Source organism: Microbacterium sp. HM-570, from assembly GCF_054165885.1.
The window spans coordinates 259,230-278,377 of sequence record NZ_CM135111.1 but is presented as its reverse complement, the minus strand read 5'-3'; the positions used below and the strand labels follow the sequence as shown (position 1 = coordinate 278,377).

Here is a 19,148-nt window from a genome sequence, read left to right as displayed (position 1 = left end):
GCGATGCCGCGGTCAAACCGACGCAGACCCGACCCGCCCGGTGACGGGCTCGAGCGCCTCATGGCGGGCTGGAAGAAGTCCGAGTCTCGTCGTGGCGTCGAATACACGGTTCAGCCGGTGTCGGCCCACCGCGCCGTGAAGTCGTACACCTGTCCCGGTTGTGGGCGGCCGGTCGCTGCACACACCGCGCACCTCGTCGTCTGGCGCGCGGACGGCGTGCTCGGTGAGGCGGCTGATCTCGCGGCTCGGCGACACTGGCACACGCACTGTTGGAGGATCGCTTGACCGAGATACGTGGACCGCTCCAGTTGCCCGCTCGTCGCGAAGACATCGAGCTGCGCACGTTGGACGGACTGACGCTGGTGGGGGAGTTGGCCCGCCCGCAGTCGACCGAACCGGTCGCGACGCTCGTGACGCTGCATCCGCTTCCCACCGCTGGCGGGTTCATGGACTCGCATATTTTGCGCAAGGCTGCGGGTCGCCTGCCGGCGCTTGCCGATCTGGCGGTGCTGCGGTTCAACACCCGCGGCACGACGTCGCCGCGGGGGACGAGCGAGGGATCGTTCGATGGTGGACACGACGAGGCCTTCGACGTTGCCGCGGCGATGGACTTCGTGCGCGAGCGAGGCTTGCGGAATCCGTGGCTGGTGGGCTGGTCCTTCGGTACCGAGCTCGCCCTGAAGTACGGCCGCGATCATGACATCGCGGGCGTCATTCTGCTCTCGCCGCCCCTGCACCGAACGAGCGACGACGAACTCGCGGCGTGGGCGGGGGATGAGCGCCCCCTTATCGCGGTGATTCCCGAACTCGACGACTACCTGCGTCCGGATGCGGCGGTGAAGCGTTTCGCGCCGATCCCGCACATCGTCGTGGTTCCCGTCGAGGGCGGTCGGCACCTGTGGGTCGGCGAAACGCAGACCCGGCGTGTGCTGACCGAGATCGTCGCTGCGGTCAATCCCGCGGCTCTGCCGCTTGCTACGGAGTGGGACGGCCCGCTCTAGTCTGCCCGGAGCGGCCGCCTACAGCTCGTTCATGCGCGGGATGACAACCTGGCGGTAGATGATCAGGATGCTGGCGGCCACCGGGATCGCGACGAGCGCGCCGAGCAGTCCCAGCAACGAACCACCGGCGAGGGCCGCGATCACGACAACCGCGCCGGGCACTGAGACCGCGCGGCTCATGATGCGCGGTGCGAGGACGTACGCCTCGAGCTGCATATAGATCAGGTAGTAGATCGCAGCTGCGAGGGCCGTACCGGGCGAGCCAACGCCGGGCAGCAGACAGGTCAGCACGATGATCGCTGATCCCGTCAAAGTTCCCACGAGGGGAATGATCGAGAACAGGAGGGCGACCACCGCCAGAACAGCGGTGAACGGCGCTCCGATGATCGATAGGAAGATGAAGCTCAGTACGCCGTTCGTCAAACCGAGACTGAGCTGGCCCATGACGAAGTACCCGACAGAGTCGGTGATCTGCTCGGCGAGATCGATGAACCGGGCTCGTCTGCTGGCGGGCACGAGCTGATAGACCGCTGCTTTCAGGTTCGGAGTAGAAGCGGTGAAGTAGATCGTGAGGATCATGACGATGAATCCGCCGGCGATTCCTGCGACAACGGCCGCTCCGAACGCGATCACACTTTCGCCGATCGCCGCGAAATCGAGCGAATTCACCCATTCGGTCACGTACTGAAGCACACGATCGACGTCGAGGTAGGGGAAGACGCCGCCAAGCCAGGCCCGGAAGTCCTCGAGGAATGGCTCCACTCCCTCGTCGAGGGCATCGGAGATCAACACGACCAGTTGGCTGATCTGATCGACGATGATCGGCACGATCATCAAGACGATCCCTGTGAACGCCGCCAAGATCACCGCGACCGTGATGAGCACCGCCAACCAACGCTTCATGCGCCGTCGCTCGAGGAACGAGATCGCCGGTTCGAGTCCGAGTGAGAGGAAGAGCGCCGTGCCGACGTACAACAAGATTGTCGAGAGAGTCTGAATACTCGAGATCAGAACAATCCCGAGCCCCACGCCAAGCGTCGCGATAAATGCGACGCGGAACGGGTTGTGAATCTTCACGTGCACCTCCGGCTGCGACGCGCCCGACGCGCGTCACGTCAGAATACGTGCGCCGCGCTCGGATCCGGCGCTTTACGCGCGTGCGGGTGACATTCAGGCGTACTTCGGTAGTCTGGGATGTCCGCTTCCGCGCCGAAACTCTCCCGGGCGCGTCGATGGAGGAGTTTTCGTTTGCGTTTTGTCTGGGCTGTCGCGGCATTCGTGCTCGCCGCCGTACTGATCGGTGCGGGTATCGCTCAACGAACGGTTTTCGTTGGTGCTGAGACCACCGAGACCGAGATCAGCACGGAAGATGCGCTTCCTTACACGCTGATCGACGGTGCGGTGCTGACCAGCCTGCCCGGTTCGCAGACCATGACGGCGACAGCCGACTCCGGTCCTGTCTATGCCGCGTACGGGCGCACGGCGGATGTCACCGCCTGGCTCTCCGAGGTCTCCTACACGCGTGTGACGCTCGACGACACGGGCGAGATCGTGACGGAACTCGTCGAACCCGAGGTCGTCGAACCCGAGGTCGTCGAACCCGAGGTCGTCGAACCCGAAGCTACCGCTCCCGATACTGCCGCTCCCGATACTGCCGCTCCGGAGACGGGCGCGGAGGGCGACGGCGCCACGGACGACGCGACAACGGATGCGTCTGCGGAAACGTCGACGGACGCCCCGGGGCGGAACCCTGCCGGTTCTGACCTGTGGCTGGACGAGTTCACCGACGAGGGGACCCTCACGGCGCAGCTGCAGATTCCGGAGACGATGAGCGTGCTGCTGGCTTCGGATGGCACGGCGGCGGCTCCCGAGACGATTGAACTGAGCTGGCCCCTGGATAACTCGACACCCTGGGCGGGTCCGCTGATCGTGGCCGGAGGCATCCTCATGGTGCTTGGCCTGCTGCTGTATCTGCTCGGTATCCGTCACGCGCGTCGTTCACGCGGCCCGCGACGCAAGGGCATCCCGCAACCCGTGACGCAGCCTCTCGACACGATCCCCGCCGGCGACGCCGAGGCGAAGGGTGTGATCAGTTCGGGAACTCCGTCCCGCCGAGCTCTGCGCGGTGGCACTCGGGGCTTCATCGTGATTCCGAGCCTCGCGCTTGCGGGTCTGCTCTTCACCGGCTGCACCGCCGCGTCGTGGCCGCAGCTCGGGCCTTCGGCGACCCCGTCGCCCACCGCGACCCTCCTCGACGCCGACGAACAGGACGCGCCGGCCGTCACCGAGACTCAGGCGAAGCGCATCCTCGCGAAGGTGGCTCAGACCGTCTCCGAGGCCGATGTCGCGGCTGACGGAGATCTCGCGGCCACGCGCCTCGCCGGCGCAGTGCTGGATGAGCGCAAGGCGAACTATCTCATCCGCAGCAAGGTGGCAGAACACCCCGCGCTGCCCGCGATCCCGACCGAGCCGCTGCAAATCGTCCTGCCGCAGGCGTACGACGATTGGCCGCGCACCTTCATGACGGTTGTCGGCGAAGAGGGCGAGACGACCGTAGCCCCCACGGTCGCCGTGCTGACGCAGGACGACCCCTGGTCCGAGTACAAGCTGACCTACCTGGCGAACCTCGCGGCATCCGCCGAGTTCCCGGGCGGTGTCGCCCCCGCCACGATCGGTTCGGTCCTGGTTCCGCCCGACTCATCCTTCCTGGTTCTCGAGCCCCAGGAAATTGCCGCTGCCTACGCAGACGTCCTGAACAACGGCGACAACAGCACTTTCGCCTCGCTGTTTGAGGAAGACGGCGACCAGTTCCGCGTGAAGGTAGCCGAAGATCGCCGCACGCGTCTCGAGCAGTTCAACCAGACGGGTGCTCAAACGGGGAGCCTCACCTTCTCGTCCGCCGCTGGCGCGTATCCTGCCGTCGGCCTGGCCACTCTCGAATCGGGTGCGATCGTCGCGGTGAGCCTCACCGAGACCGACACCGTCAAGCCGACCAATAGCGACGCGGTCATCAAGCTCGACGGCAACCCCACGGTCGAGGCGCTCGCGGGCACGGCGAGTTCGGCCTCGGGTTTCCAGACCATTTTCTCCGACCAGCTTTTCTTCTACGTACCGAACCAGGCGGACGGCGGACAGATCCGTCTGCTCGGCTACGCCTCGAACATCCTCAGCGCGGGAGTCATCCAATGAGTCAAAACGCTAATCCAGGTGCCATCCTCCGTGGCGCCGTCGACCTGTCTTCGCTGCGCAACCGTCCTCAGCCGCCTGCCCCTGGCACGGCCCCGGCGCCCGCTGATGCACCGGCCGCGGCAGGCGCAGTCGGCCTTGTCCGGGACGCGACGGACGAGACGTTCGGCGAAATCCTCGAGCTGTCCCGCACAGTGCCGGTCGTCATCGACCTGTGGGCCGAGTGGTGCGGACCGTGCAAGCAGCTGAGCCCGATCCTCGAGTCCGTCATCGGCGAGCTCGCCGGCCGTCTCGTGCTGGTCAAGGTGGACGTGGACGCGAACCCCCAGCTGGCGCAGGCCTTCCGTGCGCAGTCCATCCCGATGGTCGTGGCACTCGTCGCTGGGCAGCCCGTGCCGTTGTTCACGGGCGCGGTTCCCGAGCAGCAGGTTCGCGAGGTCTTCGCTCAGCTTCTGCAGCTCGCGGCGCAGAACGGGGTTACGGGAACGCTCACGATCGACGAAGCGGATGTCCCCGAACCCCACGAGGAGCCGACGGAGCCGCCGCTTCCGCCGCTGCACGCACCGGCGTTTGCCGCCATCGAGGAGGGCGACTACGACGCTGCGATCGCGGCATACGAGCAGGCGCTCGTCGAGAACCCGAAGGACGAGGACGCTCGCGCCGGGCTCGGGCAGGTTCGCCTGCTCAGCCGGGTCACGGGCCTCGAGCTCGAAGCGGCGCGCGCTGCCGCGGCCGCCGCGCCCACCGATGTCGCGGCCCAGTTCGCGGTCGCCGACCTCGACATCGCCGGGGGACACGTCGACGACGCCTTCGGTCGCCTCCTCGAGCTGTTCGCCGCGTTGCCCGACGACGAGCGCGCGCCCGTCCGGGAGCGCCTGCTCGAGCTCTTCGGCTTGATCGGCGACCCCGACCCCCGCGTCATCCGCGCGCGCAGTCGTCTGGCATCGCTCCTCTTCTAGGCGCACGGCTGCGTTTCGACTCGCTGCGCTCGCTCAACGAGCGGCGTGTGCTCGTTGAGCGAGCGCAGCGACGCGTCGATACGCCCGTCTCAGCGTGAGTGGTGCAGCCAGACGACGCCGAGGGGCGGCAGCGTGACCTGCGCACGCGCCACGCCTTCGCCGGTCGCCGAGGCGTTGACCGCTCCGAAGTTGCCCACCCCGGACCCGCCGTACTCGACGGCGTCCGAGTTGAGGATCTCTGTCCAGACCCCGGCCTCGGGTAGCTCGATGTCGTAGTCGTGCACGGGCACGCCCGAGAAGTTGCAGAGCACGGCCACGGTGTTGCCGTGCCAGTCCGCACGCGAGAATGCCACGACGTTCGGGTTGTGATGAGCCCCGAACAACCGCCGGAACGCCTCGCCGTCATGATCGCGCGCCCAGAGCGGAGCGTGCTTTCGATACGTTTCGTTGAGCACCGACACGTAGGCCTGAAGCTGCGCGTGCAACGGCTGGTCGAGAATCCACCAGTCGAGCGAACGTCCCTCGGACCATTCGGAGATCTGCCCGAACTCCTGCCCCATGAATAGCAGTTGCTTACCCGGATGTCCCCACTGGAATCCGAGGAACGCCCGAGCATTCGCGAGCTTCTGCCAGTGGTCACCAGGCATCCGTGACACGAGCGTGCCCTTGCCATGGACAACTTCGTCGTGGCTGATCGGCAGCACGAAGTTCTCACTGAACGCGTAGACGAAGGTGAAGGTGATCTCGCCCTCGTGGTGCTCGCGGTACATGGGATCGCGCCCGAAGTACTGGAGCGTGTCGTTCATCCAGCCCATGTTCCACTTGAGCCCGAACCCGAGGCCACCCTGGTCGGTCGGGGCCGTTACGCCGGGGTAGCTCGTCGACTCCTCGGCGATCATCGCGATCCCCGGGTAGCGCTTGTACGCCGTCGCGTTGACCTCTTGCAGGAACCCGATGGCTTCGAGGTTCTCTCGTCCGCCGTGGATGTTGGGGGTCCACTCACCCTCGTTGCGCGAGTAGTCGAGGTAGAGCATCGAGGCGACCGCATCGACGCGCAGCCCATCGACGTGGAACTCTTCGAACCAGTACAGGGCGTTCGCGACCAGGAAGTTGCGAACCTCGCGGCGTCCGTAATCGAAGATGTACGTGCCCCAGTCCTTGTGCTCGCCGCGGTGGGGGTCGGGGTGCTCGTAAAGGGGGCGCCCGTCGAACCGGGCGAGGGCGAACTCGTCCTTCGGGAAGTGGCCCGGCACCCAGTCCATGATCACTCCGATGCCGGCCTGGTGCAGTCGGTCGATCAGGTATCGCAGGTCATCGGGCGTGCCGAACCGGCTGGTCGGCGCGTAGTACCCGGTGACCTGATACCCCCAGGATCCGCCGAACGGGTGCTCGGCGAGCGGCAGGAACTCGACATGAGTGAAGCCGAGGGAGGTGACATGCCCGATGATCTCGTCGACCGCGGTGCGGTAGGTGAGACCCGGACGCCATGATCCGAGGTGGATCTCGTAGACCGACATGGGCTGGTCGACGGGCGTCGTGCGGGCGCGTCGCTGCATCCACGCGTCGTCCTGCCAGAGGTGGCGGGCCTTCGTCACGACGGACGCGGTCGCGGGCGGGACCTCGGCCCAGCGCGCCATCGGGTCTGCCTTGACGATCCAGCGTCCGTCGCTCGTGAGGAGCTCGTATTTGTAGGCCGAGCCTTCACCGACACCAGGAGCGAACAGCTCCCACACGCCCGACCCGCCCATGGAGCGCATCGGATGGCTCTGGCCGTCCCAGCCGTTGAAGTCACCGACGACGCGTACCGCCTGTGCGTTCGGGGCCCAGACGGCGAAGGAGGTGCCCGACACACCCTGGTGGTCACGCAGGTGAGATCCGAGCACACGCCAGAGCTCTTCGTGCCGGCCCTCGGCGATCAGGTGGAGGTCGAGGTCGCCGACGGTCGGGGTGAAGCGATAGGGGTCGTCGGCGGTCCACGTCGGCGCAGACGCGTAGGTCGCCTCGATGAGATAGGGAACCGGGGCTCCCTGATGGGTACCTTCCCAGATCCCACTGCGGACGTGCTCGAGCGCTGTTCGTTCACTACCGTTCGTGATGGCGGTCACGGTCTCGGCGAGGGGACGACGAACGCGAATCGTGGTGATCGCGCGGCCCGAGGCATCCTGACCCGCGTGATGACCGAGCACGCTGTGGGGCGAGTAGTGGGATCCCGTGGCAACAAGATCTAGATCGTTCTGAGATACGACAGTCATCGCGGGCTCCTCACCTTCAGAATGTGTACCGGCTCGGCGAAGGCATCGAGGCGGACATAGTTGCGGTCGGTCCAGGTCCAGACGGCACCGGTGACAAGGTCTTCGACCTCGAAGGGCGCCCCGGGCTCGACGCCCCAGAGGGTCGTGTCGAGATAGACCGTCGTCTCGCGGGCGGAATGGGGATCCACGTTCGCGACGACGATGATGGTGTCTGCCTGCCCGGTCGGCGAGAGGGCAGCGTCGAGGTGCTTCGAGTAGACCAGGATCGCCTCGTCGTCGCTCCAATGGGTGCGGAGGTTGCGCAGCTGCTGCAGCGCAGGATGCTCGTTGCGCACGCGGTTGAGCATCCGCAGATACGGCGCGAGAGAGTCACCGGATGCCTCGGCACCGGCCCAGTCGCGCGTCTTGTACTCGTACTTCTCGTTGTCGAGGTTCTCTTCCGACCCCGGTCGGGCCACACTCTCGTAGAGCTCGTACCCGGCGTAGACGCCGTATGTGGGCGCAGCCGTCGCGGCGATCGCGGCACGGGTCTTGTAGCCGGCCCTGCCGCCGTACTGCAAGTATTCGGTCAGGATGTCGGGGGTGTTGACGAACAGGTTCGGACGCAAGAAGTCGGCCGTCTCGGTCGCCAGCCCGGTCAGGAACTCCTCGAGCTCTTCCTTGGTGTTGCGCCAGGTGAAGTACGTGTAGCTCTGCTGGAATCCCGCCATCGCGAGACCCTGCATGATCGCCGGGCGCGCGAACGCCTCGGCAAGGAACACAACCCCGGGATGCTCCGCGTTCACGGTGCGGATCAGCCACTCCCAGAACTTCAACGGCTTGGTGTGGGGATTGTCGACGCGGAAGATCTCGACGCCTTGAGCGATCCAGTGCCGGATGACCCGCAGGGCCTCCGAGCGGATGCCCTCGTAGTCGTTGTCGAAGTTGATCGGATAGATGTCCTGATACTTCTTCGGAGGGTTCTCGGCGTAGGCGATCGACCCGTCGGGCAGTGTCGTGAACCACTCCGGGTGCTCGGTCACCCAGGGATGATCGGGTGAGGCCTGGAGGGCGAAGTCGAGTGCGACGTCGATCCCCTCGGCGCGTGCAGCCTTCACGAACGCGCGGAAGTCGGCGAGAGTGCCGAGATCGGGGTGGACGGTGTCGTGCCCGCCCGCGGCGCCGCCGATCGCCCAGGGCGACCCGGGGTCGCCCGGCTCGGTGACGAGCGAATTGTTGCGTCCCTTCCGGTGCGTCTCGCCGATCGGGTGGATCGGGGGCAGGTACAGCACGTCGAAGCCCATCGCTGCGACCTCCGGCAGGCGCTTCATCGCGGTGCGGAAGGTGCCGCTCTTGACGCGCCCGTCCTTGAGCCGCTTGGCGCCTTCCGAGCGCGGGAAGAACTCGTACCAGGCGCCGACGCCCGCCCGGCGACGTTCGACGAGCAGTTCTCGTGTCGCGCCGACGGTCACGAGCGAGGCGAGCGGGCGGGCCGCGAAGGACACGGCGATCGAGGCATCCTGAACGATTCCCAGCGCGTCCTCATCCGCGACCTCGGGGTCGAGCAGACGGGCAGCGGATGTCTGGAGCAGACGGCGCTCCGCGGCTGGCCGGGTACGTTCGCGTCCCGCACGTTCGAACAGATCGGACCCGATCCGGCGCATCAGGGGCGCATCGACACCCGCGGCGATCTTCAGGCTCGCGGCGTGCCGCCAGGTTGCGTACTCATCCGCGAACGCCTCGTACTGGAAGGTCCACACGCCCTCTTCGAGGGGGGCGACGAGCACCTGCCAGCGGTCGAATCCGTCCTCGAGAGCGGTGAGTCGGTGCAGCGATTCGTCGCCGCTGGGGGAGAAGAGGCGCAGGTGCACGCCGATGCGGTCGTGCCCCTCACGGAACGCGGTCACGATGAACGGTACGACCTCGGTCGCGTAGGCCTTCGGCCGATACTGATCGCCCGGCACGGAGGGTCGCGGCTGGAACATCGGGATGCGGCCGGAAGCCGTGATGTGCTCATCGGGCCACGCGCTGGCGGGGCGGACGGGGAGAGCGGCGGCACTGCGCCACGCTCGGGGGACAGCATTCACTGAAGGGGCAGCCACACCCCGAACCTACCTTGCATGCCGAGGTGAGGATACGCCTTGCGCGGTCCGTCGAAGGGTGTTATTCGGCGCGGAAGAGCCGCATCGATGTGCCCGGCAGCGGCACGATGTCGCCGGGTGCGAAGGTCTGCTCGGTGTCGCTCGGGCGCTCATCGATCGAAGACCACAATTCGACGTAACGGGTGACGCCCTCGATATCCGGCAGCGTGACGTCGATGGGGGACTCGTTACCGTGCACCATGAGCAGGATCCGGTTGAAGGCCTCGTGTTCTGGGGTGGACGCCGCGACGTATTGGATCGTCCTGTGCGCCGGATTCGTCCACCGATCGATGGACATCATCGCACCGCTCTCGTCGAACCAGTCCATGACGGATGCCGACGGAGTCGGCCGATCCTGAACCGCGAACCGGCTCGGCCGGAGGGCGGGGTTCTCACCGCGCAGGGCGATCAGCCGGCGGACGTGCTCCTGAAGATCCGTCTGCCAGCCGGCGTGTTCCCACGACAACCAGGTGAGGGCCGAGTCGTGGCAGTACGCGTTGTTGTTGCCGCGCTGCGTCCGGCCGAATTCATCCCCGGCCGTGAGCATCGGGATGCCCGACGAGAGCAGGAGCGTGCCGAGCAGATTCCGCATGGCCTTACGACGCGTGGCGAGGATGTGCGGATCGTCGGTCGGGCCTTCTGCGCCGTGGTTGAACGAGCGATTGGTGTCGGCCCCGTCGCGGTTCTGTTCGCCGTTGGCGAGGTTGTGCTTGACGTCGTATGAGACGAGATCGCGCAGGGTGAATCCGTCGTGGGCGGTGACGAAGTTGACGCTCGCGAGCGGCCCACGCTCGTGCGAGAACGTGTTGGACGAACCGGCGAGGCGTGTTGCGAAACCGCCGATCCCGACCGGGGCCGTCGAGGCGCGTCGGGCGTAATCGACGTCCGAGAGCCAGAAATTACGGACGCGGTCGCGATAGCGGTCGTTCCACTCGCTCCAGCCGGTGCCGAAGTTTCCGGTCTGCCAGCCGCCCATACCGACGTCCCACGGTTCGGCGATCATCTTGACCTCGGCGAGTGCCGGGTCGTCCAGGATCGTCTGCAGCAAGGGATGATCGGGCGTGAAGTGGTGCTGCGCGTCACGACCGAGGGTCGCGGCGAGGTCGAAACGGAACCCGTCGATGTGCAGGTCGTTCGCCCAGTAGCGGAGCGAATCGAGGATGAGTCGGGCCGAGGCATCCGTCGCCGTGTTCACCGCGTTGCCGCAGCCCGTCTCGTCGACGTAGGTGCCGTCGTCGAGTTGGCGATAGTACGAAAGGTTGTCGATGCCGCGGAAGCTCGAGCGCGGACCACCGACACCTTCTTCGGCGGTGTGGTTGTAGACGACGTCGAGGATGACCTCGAGTCCGGCCTCGTGCAGCAGGCGCACCATGCCCTTGAACTCGCGCAGGATCGCCTCGGGCCCCTCGCGACGGCTGGTCTCGGTGGCGTAGGCGGCATGCGGGGTGAAGAAGTTGAGGGTGTTGTAGCCCCAGTAGTTGCTGAGCCCCAGCTGGTGCAGCCGCGGTTCGCTCGCGAATGCGTGGACCGGCAGCAACTCGACGCTCGTGACGCCGAGCCCCACGAGATAGTCGATCATCGCCGGGTTGGCGAGCCCGGCGTAGGTTCCGTGCAGTGCTGGCGGGATCGCGGGATGGCGCTTGGTCAGACCCTTGAGGTGTCCCTCGTAGATGACGGTCCGATCGAGGGGTACGCGGGGTTTCTGGACTCCACCCCAGTCGAAGGAACCGTCGAGCGCGACCGAGCGCCAGTCGCTGAACCCGCCGGACACGAGTCCGCGGGCGTAGGGATCGAGCAGAAGGGTGCGGGGGTTGAAGGTGTTGCCGGGACCTGCGGGACCGCTCACCCGGATGGCATAGCGGGTGCCGGGCCGGAGCAACGGCGTCGTGACCTCCCACACCGACCCGCCGACGAGCCGCAGGGGGAGGGTCTCGACGATCCAGTCGAGGTCTGTGTCGTCGAAGACGACGAGGTCGATGCCATCGGCGTGGCCCGACCACACACGCAGGCAACCGCCCTCGTGCGTATACGTGACGCCGAGGTCGTCCAGCGCGGTCGAGAGGAGTGCAGGGCGCGCGTCGGTCGTCGGTGTCGGGATGACCATGGGGATAACACTAATGAGCACGTGAGTCCGGCGCGTTACGCGGGGCGATGGCTGGAAGGATGCCACGTGTCGGGCGGGTCGCTTCGACAAGCTCAGCGACCGTCTCGCGTCGGCCCCTGAGCCTGCCGAAGGGTCCGACCGTATGTGAGAGTTGTGGGGTGAACGCCCCCCTCGACCGCGCCTACCTGGATCATGCGGCCACCACCCCGCTGCGGGCCGAGGCGCGTGCGGCGTGGATCGAAGCATCCGAGATCGTCGGCAACGCGTCGTCCATCCATGGCGCCGGTCAAGATGCGCGGCGACTGCTCGAAGACGCCCGCGATCGGCTGGCGTCGGCGCTGGGCTGCGAACCGATCGAGGTCGTGTTCACATCGGGTGGCACCGAATCGATCAACCTGGCCATCGTTGGCCTGCTGAGGGCGCGGCGCGCGGCGACCGGGCGGAATCTGGTCGTGGCGCCCGAGGGTGAGCACCACGCGACGCTCGACACCGTCCGCTGGCTCGAGTCGAGCGGCCAGGCGGAGGCCCGATGGGTGCCGGTCGACAGGGATGCCCGGGTGGACCTGGACGCGTGGCGCGCGGCACTTGCGGAGGATCGCGCCGCTGTGGCCACCCTCCTCGGCGCCAATAACGAGGTCGGCTCGCTACAGCCCGTGGCCCAGGCATCCGCCGCAGCCGCGGACGCCGACGTTCCGCTGCACGTCGACGCGGTCGGCACCTTCGGACACGTGCCGCTGTCGTTCCGCGAACTGCGTGCGGATGCGCGCGGCGGTGCTGGACTCGTTGCGCTGAGTGTTTCGGCGCACAAGGTCGGCGGGCCGGTCGGGGTCGGAGCCCTCGTCGTGTCGCGCCACGTCACTCTCGAGGCCTTGCTGCACGGCGGCGGGCAGCAGCGGGGTCTTCGCGCGGGGACGCAGGATGTCGCGGGCGCAGTGGCCTTTTCGGTCGCCGCCGAGCTCGCCGTGGCCGAGCTCGCGGCTGAGGCGACGCGTGTTTCCGCCCTGCGCGCCGCGCTCGAGAACCGTCTGCGCTCGACGATTCCCGACATCGTGGTCTCAGCGGCCGACGTGGATCGCCTGCCCGGGCATCTGCATGTGGTTCTGCCCGGAGCGCAGGGCGACTCGTTGCTCTTGTTGCTCGATGCGGCGGGTGTCGCCGTGTCGACGGGTTCGGCGTGCCAAGCGGGTGTGCCCGAACCATCCCATGTGCTTCTCGCGATGGGCGTCGCGCCGGAGGTTGCCGCCGGGGCGCTGCGCCTCACGCTCGGGCGGACGTCGACACGGGCGGACGTGGAGGCGCTTCTCGGCGCCCTTCCCGCGGCCTACGACCGCGCCCGGCGCGCGGGGCTGTCGTCCCGCACCCCGCGCGCCTGATCGGGGCACTGCGGCCCGACCGGACCGCTCGCCTGGCAGTAGATGTGGTTTCGGGTGCCTTTTGGCCCCAACAAGTGCCAGGGGAGCGGTTCGACGAGCGGGCCCGGACCGCGTGCGGCGAGCCCCGCGTAGAATCGACGGATGCGTGTTTTGGCGGCGATGAGCGGCGGGGTGGACTCCGCGGTGGCTACGGCGCGCGCGGTCGACGCGGGTCACGACGTCACCGGGGTGCACCTCGCGTTGTCCCGGGCCGGCGGGACGCTACGTGCGGGCAGCCGCGGATGCTGCACGATCGAGGACGCGATGGATGCCCGTCGCGCTGCGGATCGCCTCGGCATCCCGTTCTATGTGTGGGACTTCTCGGAGCGCTTCCGCGACGACGTCATCGAAGACTTCGTCAACGAGTACGCCGCGGGACGCACGCCCAACCCGTGCATGCGCTGCAACGAGCGGATCAAGTTCGCGGCTGTGCTCGAAAAGGCTCTCGACCTGGGTTTCGACGCCGTCGTCACCGGGCACTACGCGATCGTTCGGCCCGGAGCATCCGGCGAACTCGAGCTGCACCGCGCGAGCGACGCCGCGAAGGACCAGTCATACGTACTGGGTGTTCTGACGGCCGAGCAGTTGCCGCACACGCTCTTCCCGCTCGGCGAGACGCCTTCGAAGGCGCTCGTGCGGGCCGAAGCCGAGGCGCGCGGACTCACCGTCGCGCAGAAGCCCGACAGTCACGACATCTGCTTCATTCCCGACGGTGACACGCGCGGCTGGCTGGCCGATCGCGTCGGTACGGCACCCGGCGACATCGTCGATGCATCCGGTGCCGTCGTCGGCGCGCACGAGGGCGCCCACGCGTTCACGGTCGGGCAGCGCCGCGGGCTTTCGCTCGGGGTTCCGGCGGCGGATGGCAAGCCGCGCTTCGTGCTCGAGGTGCGTCCCGTGTCGAACACGGTCGTCGTCGGGCCACGCGAGGCGCTCGCGATTGGCGAGATTTCGGGCGACCGTTTTACCTGGGCGGGTTCCGCTGCTCTATCTGTCGGGTCGGACCTGGCGTGCCATGTTCAGATCCGTGCTCATGCGGATCCCGTGCCCGCGACGCTGAGTTTCGTGGCGGGTTCAGACGGGGATGGTGACCGGATGCCGCGGCTCGTCGTGCGTCCGGACGTTCCTCTCGATGGCGTCGCGCCTGGCCAGACCGCGGTGCTGTACGCCGGCACGCGCGTGCTCGGACAGTTCACGATCGACCGTACGGTCTCCGCGGTGCCCGCGGGCGTTTGACCCGCTTCAGCTGAGCCTTCTCGCATCTGAGCCTTCCCGGATCCGCTCCCTCTCGCATCCGAGCCGTCGAGCGCCCCTTCGTCGTCCTCGAACGGTCGCGTCCGTTCGCGGACCGGTGGTGGGGGAGCGTCAAGCGGGGCTGGCAAGCCCGCACTGAACGCGAGGACGGATGTCGGGGGTCGAACCTAAACTGAACCGGTGGCAGCTGAAGCACCGGTGGATTCCGAAGCATCCGAACTTCCCGACCTGACTCTCGAGCAGGCGCGCGATGAGACCCGGACGCTGGCCGAGCAGATTCTCGGAGCGCGGGATGCCTATTACGGACGCGACGCCGAGCTCGTCGATGACGCGACCTATGACAGCTGGATGCATCGGCTCGAGGCGATCGAGCGGCTCTATCCCGAGTTGCAAGGCCAGGACTCGCCGACGCTGACGGTCGGTGCCGCTCAGGGGACGCAGTTCGCGCCGGTCGAACACGCCGAGCGGATGCTGAGCCTCGATAACGTCTTCTCGCTTGATGAGTTGCGGGAGTGGTGCGCGAAGGCCCAGGCGGGCGCGGGCCGAGCCGTGCGGTGGTTGACCGAGCTGAAGATCGACGGCCTCGCCATCAGCCTGCGCTACGAGAACGGCGTGTTGACGTCGGCCGCGACTCGCGGGGATGGACGGATCGGTGAGGACGTCACGTTCAACGCGGTGCGCGTGAATGGGATCCCGAAACGGCTTGCGGGCACGGGGCATCCGCCGATCGTCGAGGTCCGCGGGGAGGTTTTCATCCCCGTCGCCGCCTTCGCGGCACTCAACGAGCTACAGGCGAACATGCGGGATCGTGCGATCGAAGAGACCCGCGCACGCTCTCGCGCATTCGACGAGGAAAAGGCACGGACCAGCGCGGAGCGTCGTTTCCCCGCGTTCGCGAATCCGCGGAACGCCGCGAGCGGTGGTCTACGCCAGCAACTCGACAAGAAGGACGGGCTCGAGCTCGAAGCCGGGCAGGCGCGCCTCGACTCGCTCCGCCTTTTCGTGCACGGCATCGGAGCGTGGGAGGGCCCGCCCGTCGACTCGCAGAGCGAAATCTACGCTCTGCTCAAGGAGTGGGGGCTTCCGACGAGCCCGTATTTCCAGACGACGGACTCTATCGACGGTGTCACGGCGTTCGTCGAGCACTACGGCGAGCACCGCCACGATGTCGAGCACGAGATCGACGGAATCGTGGTCAAGGTCGACGAGCTCGTGCTGCACGATGAGCTGGGCGCCACGAGCCGCGCGCCGCGCTGGGCGATCGCGTACAAGTACCCGCCCGAGCAGGTCAACACGAAACTGCTCGACATCGTGGTCTCCGTGGGACGGACCGGAAGGGCCACGCCGTTCGCGGTCATGGCACCGGCGCGCGTGGCGGGCTCAGTCGTGCGCCAAGCGACCCTCCACAATCAGGATGTCGTCCGTGCCAAGGGCGTCCTCATCGGCGACACCGTGGTGTTGCGCAAAGCGGGAGATGTGATCCCCGAGGTGCTCGGGCCCGTCGTGGAGTTGCGCGACGGCACCGAACGCGAGTTCGTGATGCCGAGGGACTGCCCCGAGTGCGGCACGCCCCTCGCCCCCGCGAAAGAGGGCGACATCGACCTGCGGTGCCCGAACACGCGCGCGTGCCCCGCCCAGGTGCGAGGACGTGTGGAGCACATCGGATCCCGCGGCGGCCTCGACATTGAGGCGCTCGGCGAGGTGACGGCAGCGGCTCTGACGCAACCGTCTTCGCCGACCACTCCGCCGCTCGAGACCGAGGCCGGGTTGTTTGAGCTGACCCTCGAGCAGCTCGTCCCCATCGAGGTCGTCGTTCGCGATTCCGAAACGGGTGAGCCTCGTGTCGACGACAAGACGGGGGAGAGGGTCCGCCGCGCGCCGTTCCGTCGCAATCCGTCGTCCGCCGAGAAGAAGCAGGGACTGACCGGGCCTCAGCCATCCGCTCAGGCGATCACGCTCCTCGAGGAGTTGCAGAAGGCGAAGACGAAGGACCTGTGGCGGTTCTTGGTCGCGCTCAACATCCGCCACGTCGGTCCGGTCGCGGCGCGCTCTCTGGCGCAGTGGTTCGGCTCCGTTGACGAGATCCGCAAGGCGTCGCGAGAAGATCTGGCCGCCGTCGAGGGCGTCGGAGGCGTCATCGCGGACGCTCTGATCGACTGGTTCGAGATCGACTGGCACAGCGAGATCGTCGAGCGGTGGACCGCTTCGGGCGCTCAGCTCGCGACTCCTGGACACCCGGGCCCGGGTGCCGCGGTCGTCGAGGGCGGTGTGCTCGAGGGGATCACCGTCGTCGCGACCGGGTCTCTCGAGGGTTACACCCGCGAAGGTGCGCAGGAGGCGATCATTGCTGCGGGAGGAAAGTCCGCGTCGAGCGTCTCGAAGAAGACGGACTTCGTCGCAGCCGGGCCGGGTGCGGGTTCGAAGCTCGGCAAGGCCGAAGAGCTCGGGGTTCGGATCATCGATGCCGAACAGTTCCGGCTGCTCGTCACGCAGGGGCCGGCAGCGCTCGACGCGCTCGACCCCGACGCGGGCTGAGTGTCGTAGGTATGTTCTACTCTCATCGAAACGAGAGGGGAACAACATGTCATCCAATTCCGACCTGGAGATCCAGGCATGGCTCGACCAAGAAGACGAGCACACGGCGCAGATTATTCGTGCCCATGGCGTCTACTTGCAGTATGTCGGCGGCGACGACACGCATTGCGAAGCATCTTTCGCCTACACGGTGGGATTATTCGGTGTCGGCCATCCGGAGTTGCTGATCGTCGGAGTGGGGCCGAACACGGCATCGGGCGTGCTGAACGAAGTGTCGGCGATGATCAGAGGCGGTCGCAACATCGTCGTGGGCGAGATGCTGTCATTCGCGGATTGGCCACATCGGGTCGTGGCCGAGGTCGTGCCGAATCCGGGTGAGATCGCGTTCGCGGCCAACCGCTTCTATCAGCGTCCCGCGGAAGCATCGGTGCCTCTTCTGCAACTCACCTACGACGACAAGAACGGGCGATTCCCCTGGGAAGACGGCTACGCGAACGCGCCATGGGTGCAGCCGCGCCCGGGGGAGCTGCGCGCCTGAGCGCTCACAGATCGCGCTAGCGCCCGGTCGTGAGCTGGAGGAGCGACTCACGCACCTGTCGGCGCAGAACCTTGCCGATCAAGGACTTGGGTAGCTCGTCGACGACGAAGATTCGGCGGGGAACCTTGTAGGGCGTCAGGATGCCGCGGGCAAATTCGCGCACGGACTCCTCGTCCAGGGTCACCCCGGCGACGGGGACGATGGCGGCGACGACCTCTTCGCCGGAGTGCTCGCTGGGTAGCCCGACAACGGCCGCATCCTCGACCTGGGGATGCTGTCGCAGAGCGATCTCGACCTCGGTCGGGGCGACGTTGAACCCACCCGTGATGATGAGCTCCTTGATGCGATCGACGATCCGGACAAATCCCGCTTCGTCGATCGTGACGATGTCGCCGGTGCGGAACCATCCGTCGACGAACACCTTGTCGGTCTCTTCGGGCTTGCCGTAGTAGCCGCCGAAGACCTGGGGTCCGCGGACGAGCAGTTCGCCGCGCTCACCGGCGGGAACATCGCGAGTCGGCTCATCGGGGTCGACGACCCGGCACTCCGTACCGGGGAGCGGCAGGCCGACGGTTCCCGGTACTCGGTTGTCGGCGACGGGGTTCGCCATCAGAACGGGGGAGCACTCGCTCAGACCGTAACCCTCGACGAGGTATCCGCCCGAGGCGGCCTCGAACGGCACGACGAGGTCGTGGGGGAGCGCCATCGCGCCCGAGATCGCGACCTCGGTTCCGGCGAGCGAGACTCCTTGCTCGATGGCGGCTTTCAGCAGGCGATCGGCGATAGGCGGCACGAGGGGGAGGAACGTCGCGGGGTGCTTCTTCGTCACCGCGAGCACCATCTCGGGATCGAAGCGCGGGAAGAGCACGAGTCGCGCGCCCATCGACATCGCGAAGGTCAGGCACAGGGTCAGGCCGTATGCGTGGAACATCGGAAGGACGGCGTACACGACGCATCCTTCGCCGCGCCGGATCGACGGGACCCATGCGCGCGACTGGGCGGCGTTGGAAATCAGGTTTCGGTGAGTGAGCGAGGCACCCTTCGGGGTTCCCGTGGTGCCGCTCGTGTATTGGATGATCGCGAGATCATCGGTCTCGGGCTTCGGAACCGTCGAGGACAGCGGGTCGCTTCCGGCCACGGTCTCCCAAGGGACCGTGCCGCTGACCCGCGTCGTCAGCGCCGCTCGAGCTTCGCGGGCTTTGGCGACCGGAAGCCTCAGCGCGAGCCGCGTGCGCGCCGGCATGGCTCGCGTGACGTCGACGGAGACGATCGTCTGCAGCGCGAGATCGGCGGGGAACTGCTGCACGGTCTGCACGACTTTGTTCCACACGATCGCGTGCACCGCGCCGTGATCTTCGAACTGTTTGCGCAACTCGCGCGGGGTGTAGAGCGGGTTGTGCTCGACGACGACGGCGCCGAGGCGCAGGACGGCATAGAAGGCGACGATGTGCTGCGGACAGTTCGGCAGCACCATCGCGACGGGATCGCCGCGCTTCACACCCTGGGCACGCAAGCCTGCGGCGGCGCGTTCGATCTGCTGTTGCAGGTCGCGGTACGACGTGGTGCGGCCGAAGAACTGCAGGGCGGGAGCATCCGGATAGTCCCGGGCGGATGCTTCGACGATGTCGACGAGCGACCCGGTCACTGGTTCGAGTTCGGCCGGGACTCCGTCGGCATAGCTCTGGATCCACGGCCTCGGCGGCTCATACGTCGTCGTCATTTCGCCAGCCTATTGCGGGGGGCAGCGGGCGGGCGACAGGGCGGACGCGCGCGCGGGGCAGCGCCAA

Annotated in this window: 13 protein-coding genes; 8 read left to right on the top strand and 5 right to left on the bottom strand. The window is 67.2% G+C overall.

Annotation, left to right across the window (positions count from 1 at the left end):
• The first annotated feature begins 3 nt into the window (after positions 1–3).
• Positions 4–285 carry a hypothetical protein gene (locus ACT9TC_RS01295; RefSeq protein WP_396641268.1) on the top strand — a complete coding sequence of 94 codons (282 nt, stop codon included), beginning with the start codon at positions 4–6 and terminating at the stop codon, positions 283–285.
• Positions 282–1,001 carry an alpha/beta hydrolase gene (locus ACT9TC_RS01290; protein WP_458041675.1) on the top strand — a complete coding sequence of 240 codons (720 nt, stop codon included), beginning with the start codon at positions 282–284 and terminating at the stop codon, positions 999–1,001. The genes ACT9TC_RS01295 and ACT9TC_RS01290 overlap by 4 nt, the downstream gene beginning before the upstream one ends.
• Before the next feature lie 18 nt (positions 1,002–1,019).
• Here ACT9TC_RS01290 and ACT9TC_RS01285 read toward each other — a convergent pair whose 3' ends face one another.
• Positions 1,020–2,078, bottom strand: a complete 1,059-nt coding sequence (locus ACT9TC_RS01285; RefSeq protein ID WP_458041674.1) for an AI-2E family transporter — start codon at positions 2,076–2,078, stop codon at positions 1,020–1,022.
• Between the two features lie 171 nt (positions 2,079–2,249).
• Here ACT9TC_RS01285 and ACT9TC_RS01280 point away from each other — a divergent pair, with 171 nt between their 5' ends.
• The gene (locus ACT9TC_RS01280) at positions 2,250–4,190 is read left to right on the top strand and encodes a glycosyl transferase (RefSeq protein ID WP_458041673.1); all 1,941 of its coding nucleotides are present in this window, start codon (positions 2,250–2,252) and stop codon (positions 4,188–4,190) included.
• On the top strand, positions 4,187–5,146 hold the full coding sequence (locus ACT9TC_RS01275) for a tetratricopeptide repeat protein (RefSeq protein WP_458041672.1): 960 nt from the start codon (positions 4,187–4,189) through the stop codon (positions 5,144–5,146). The genes ACT9TC_RS01280 and ACT9TC_RS01275 overlap by 4 nt, the downstream gene beginning before the upstream one ends.
• Positions 5,147–5,235: 89 nt before the next feature.
• Here ACT9TC_RS01275 and glgB read toward each other — a convergent pair whose 3' ends face one another.
• The 3 genes from glgB to glgX form a co-directional block, all read right to left on the bottom strand.
• Entirely contained in the window at positions 5,236–7,398 is a 2,163-nt protein-coding gene (gene glgB, locus ACT9TC_RS01270; protein WP_458041671.1) for a 1,4-alpha-glucan branching protein GlgB, read from the bottom strand.
• Positions 7,395–9,362, bottom strand: coding sequence for a maltotransferase domain-containing protein (locus ACT9TC_RS01265; RefSeq protein WP_458042977.1), 1,968 nt, complete (start codon positions 9,360–9,362; stop codon positions 7,395–7,397). The genes glgB and ACT9TC_RS01265 overlap by 4 nt, the downstream gene beginning before the upstream one ends.
• A gap of 178 nt (positions 9,363–9,540) precedes the next feature.
• Positions 9,541–11,622: a glycogen debranching protein GlgX gene (gene glgX, locus ACT9TC_RS01260; protein ID WP_458041670.1), complete on the bottom strand. Its 2,082-nt coding sequence runs from the start codon at positions 11,620–11,622 to the stop codon at positions 9,541–9,543.
• 158 nt (positions 11,623–11,780) lie between these two features.
• Between glgX and ACT9TC_RS01255 the strand changes: the two genes are divergently transcribed.
• The 4 genes from ACT9TC_RS01255 (at position 11,781) to ACT9TC_RS01240 (ending at position 17,361) form a co-directional block, all read left to right on the top strand.
• A complete protein-coding gene (locus ACT9TC_RS01255; RefSeq protein WP_458041669.1) occupies positions 11,781–12,995 on the top strand; it encodes a cysteine desulfurase family protein in 1,215 nt (404 codons plus the stop codon).
• A gap of 141 nt (positions 12,996–13,136) precedes the next feature.
• Positions 13,137–14,270, top strand: coding sequence for a tRNA 2-thiouridine(34) synthase MnmA (gene mnmA, locus ACT9TC_RS01250; protein WP_458041668.1), 1,134 nt, complete (start codon positions 13,137–13,139; stop codon positions 14,268–14,270).
• Between the two features lie 198 nt (positions 14,271–14,468).
• Complete coding sequence (gene ligA / locus ACT9TC_RS01245; RefSeq protein ID WP_458041667.1) at positions 14,469–16,823, top strand: NAD-dependent DNA ligase LigA; 2,355 nt, start codon at positions 14,469–14,471, stop codon at positions 16,821–16,823.
• A gap of 46 nt (positions 16,824–16,869) precedes the next feature.
• Entirely contained in the window at positions 16,870–17,361 is a 492-nt protein-coding gene (locus ACT9TC_RS01240) for a DUF4262 domain-containing protein (RefSeq protein WP_458041666.1), read from the top strand.
• Positions 17,362–17,377: 16 nt separating this feature from the next.
• Here the strand turns inward: ACT9TC_RS01240 and ACT9TC_RS01235 are convergent, their stop codons facing one another.
• Positions 17,378–19,081 carry a long-chain-fatty-acid--CoA ligase gene (locus tag ACT9TC_RS01235; protein WP_458041665.1) on the bottom strand — a complete coding sequence of 568 codons (1,704 nt, stop codon included), beginning with the start codon at positions 19,079–19,081 and terminating at the stop codon, positions 17,378–17,380.
• Positions 19,082–19,148 lie beyond the last annotated feature (67 nt).

Excerpts from the sequence above, each read along its gene's own strand:
- ACT9TC_RS01235 (WP_458041665.1), bottom strand. The coding sequence starts at position 19,081 with ATGACGACGACGTATGAGCCGCCGAGGCCGTGGATCCAGAGCTATGCC.
- ACT9TC_RS01275 (WP_458041672.1), top strand. The coding sequence starts at position 4,187 with ATGAGTCAAAACGCTAATCCAGGTGCCATCCTCCGTGGCGCCGTCGAC.
- mnmA (WP_458041668.1), top strand. The coding sequence starts at position 13,137 with ATGCGTGTTTTGGCGGCGATGAGCGGCGGGGTGGACTCCGCGGTGGCT.
- glgB (WP_458041671.1), bottom strand. The coding sequence starts at position 7,398 with ATGACTGTCGTATCTCAGAACGATCTAGATCTTGTTGCCACGGGATCC.
- ACT9TC_RS01295 (WP_396641268.1), top strand. The coding sequence starts at position 4 with ATGCCGCGGTCAAACCGACGCAGACCCGACCCGCCCGGTGACGGGCTC.
- glgX (WP_458041670.1), bottom strand. The coding sequence starts at position 11,622 with ATGGTCATCCCGACACCGACGACCGACGCGCGCCCTGCACTCCTCTCG.
- ACT9TC_RS01265 (WP_458042977.1), bottom strand. The coding sequence starts at position 9,362 with ATGTTCCAGCCGCGACCCTCCGTGCCGGGCGATCAGTATCGGCCGAAG.
- ACT9TC_RS01240 (WP_458041666.1), top strand. The coding sequence starts at position 16,870 with ATGTCATCCAATTCCGACCTGGAGATCCAGGCATGGCTCGACCAAGAA.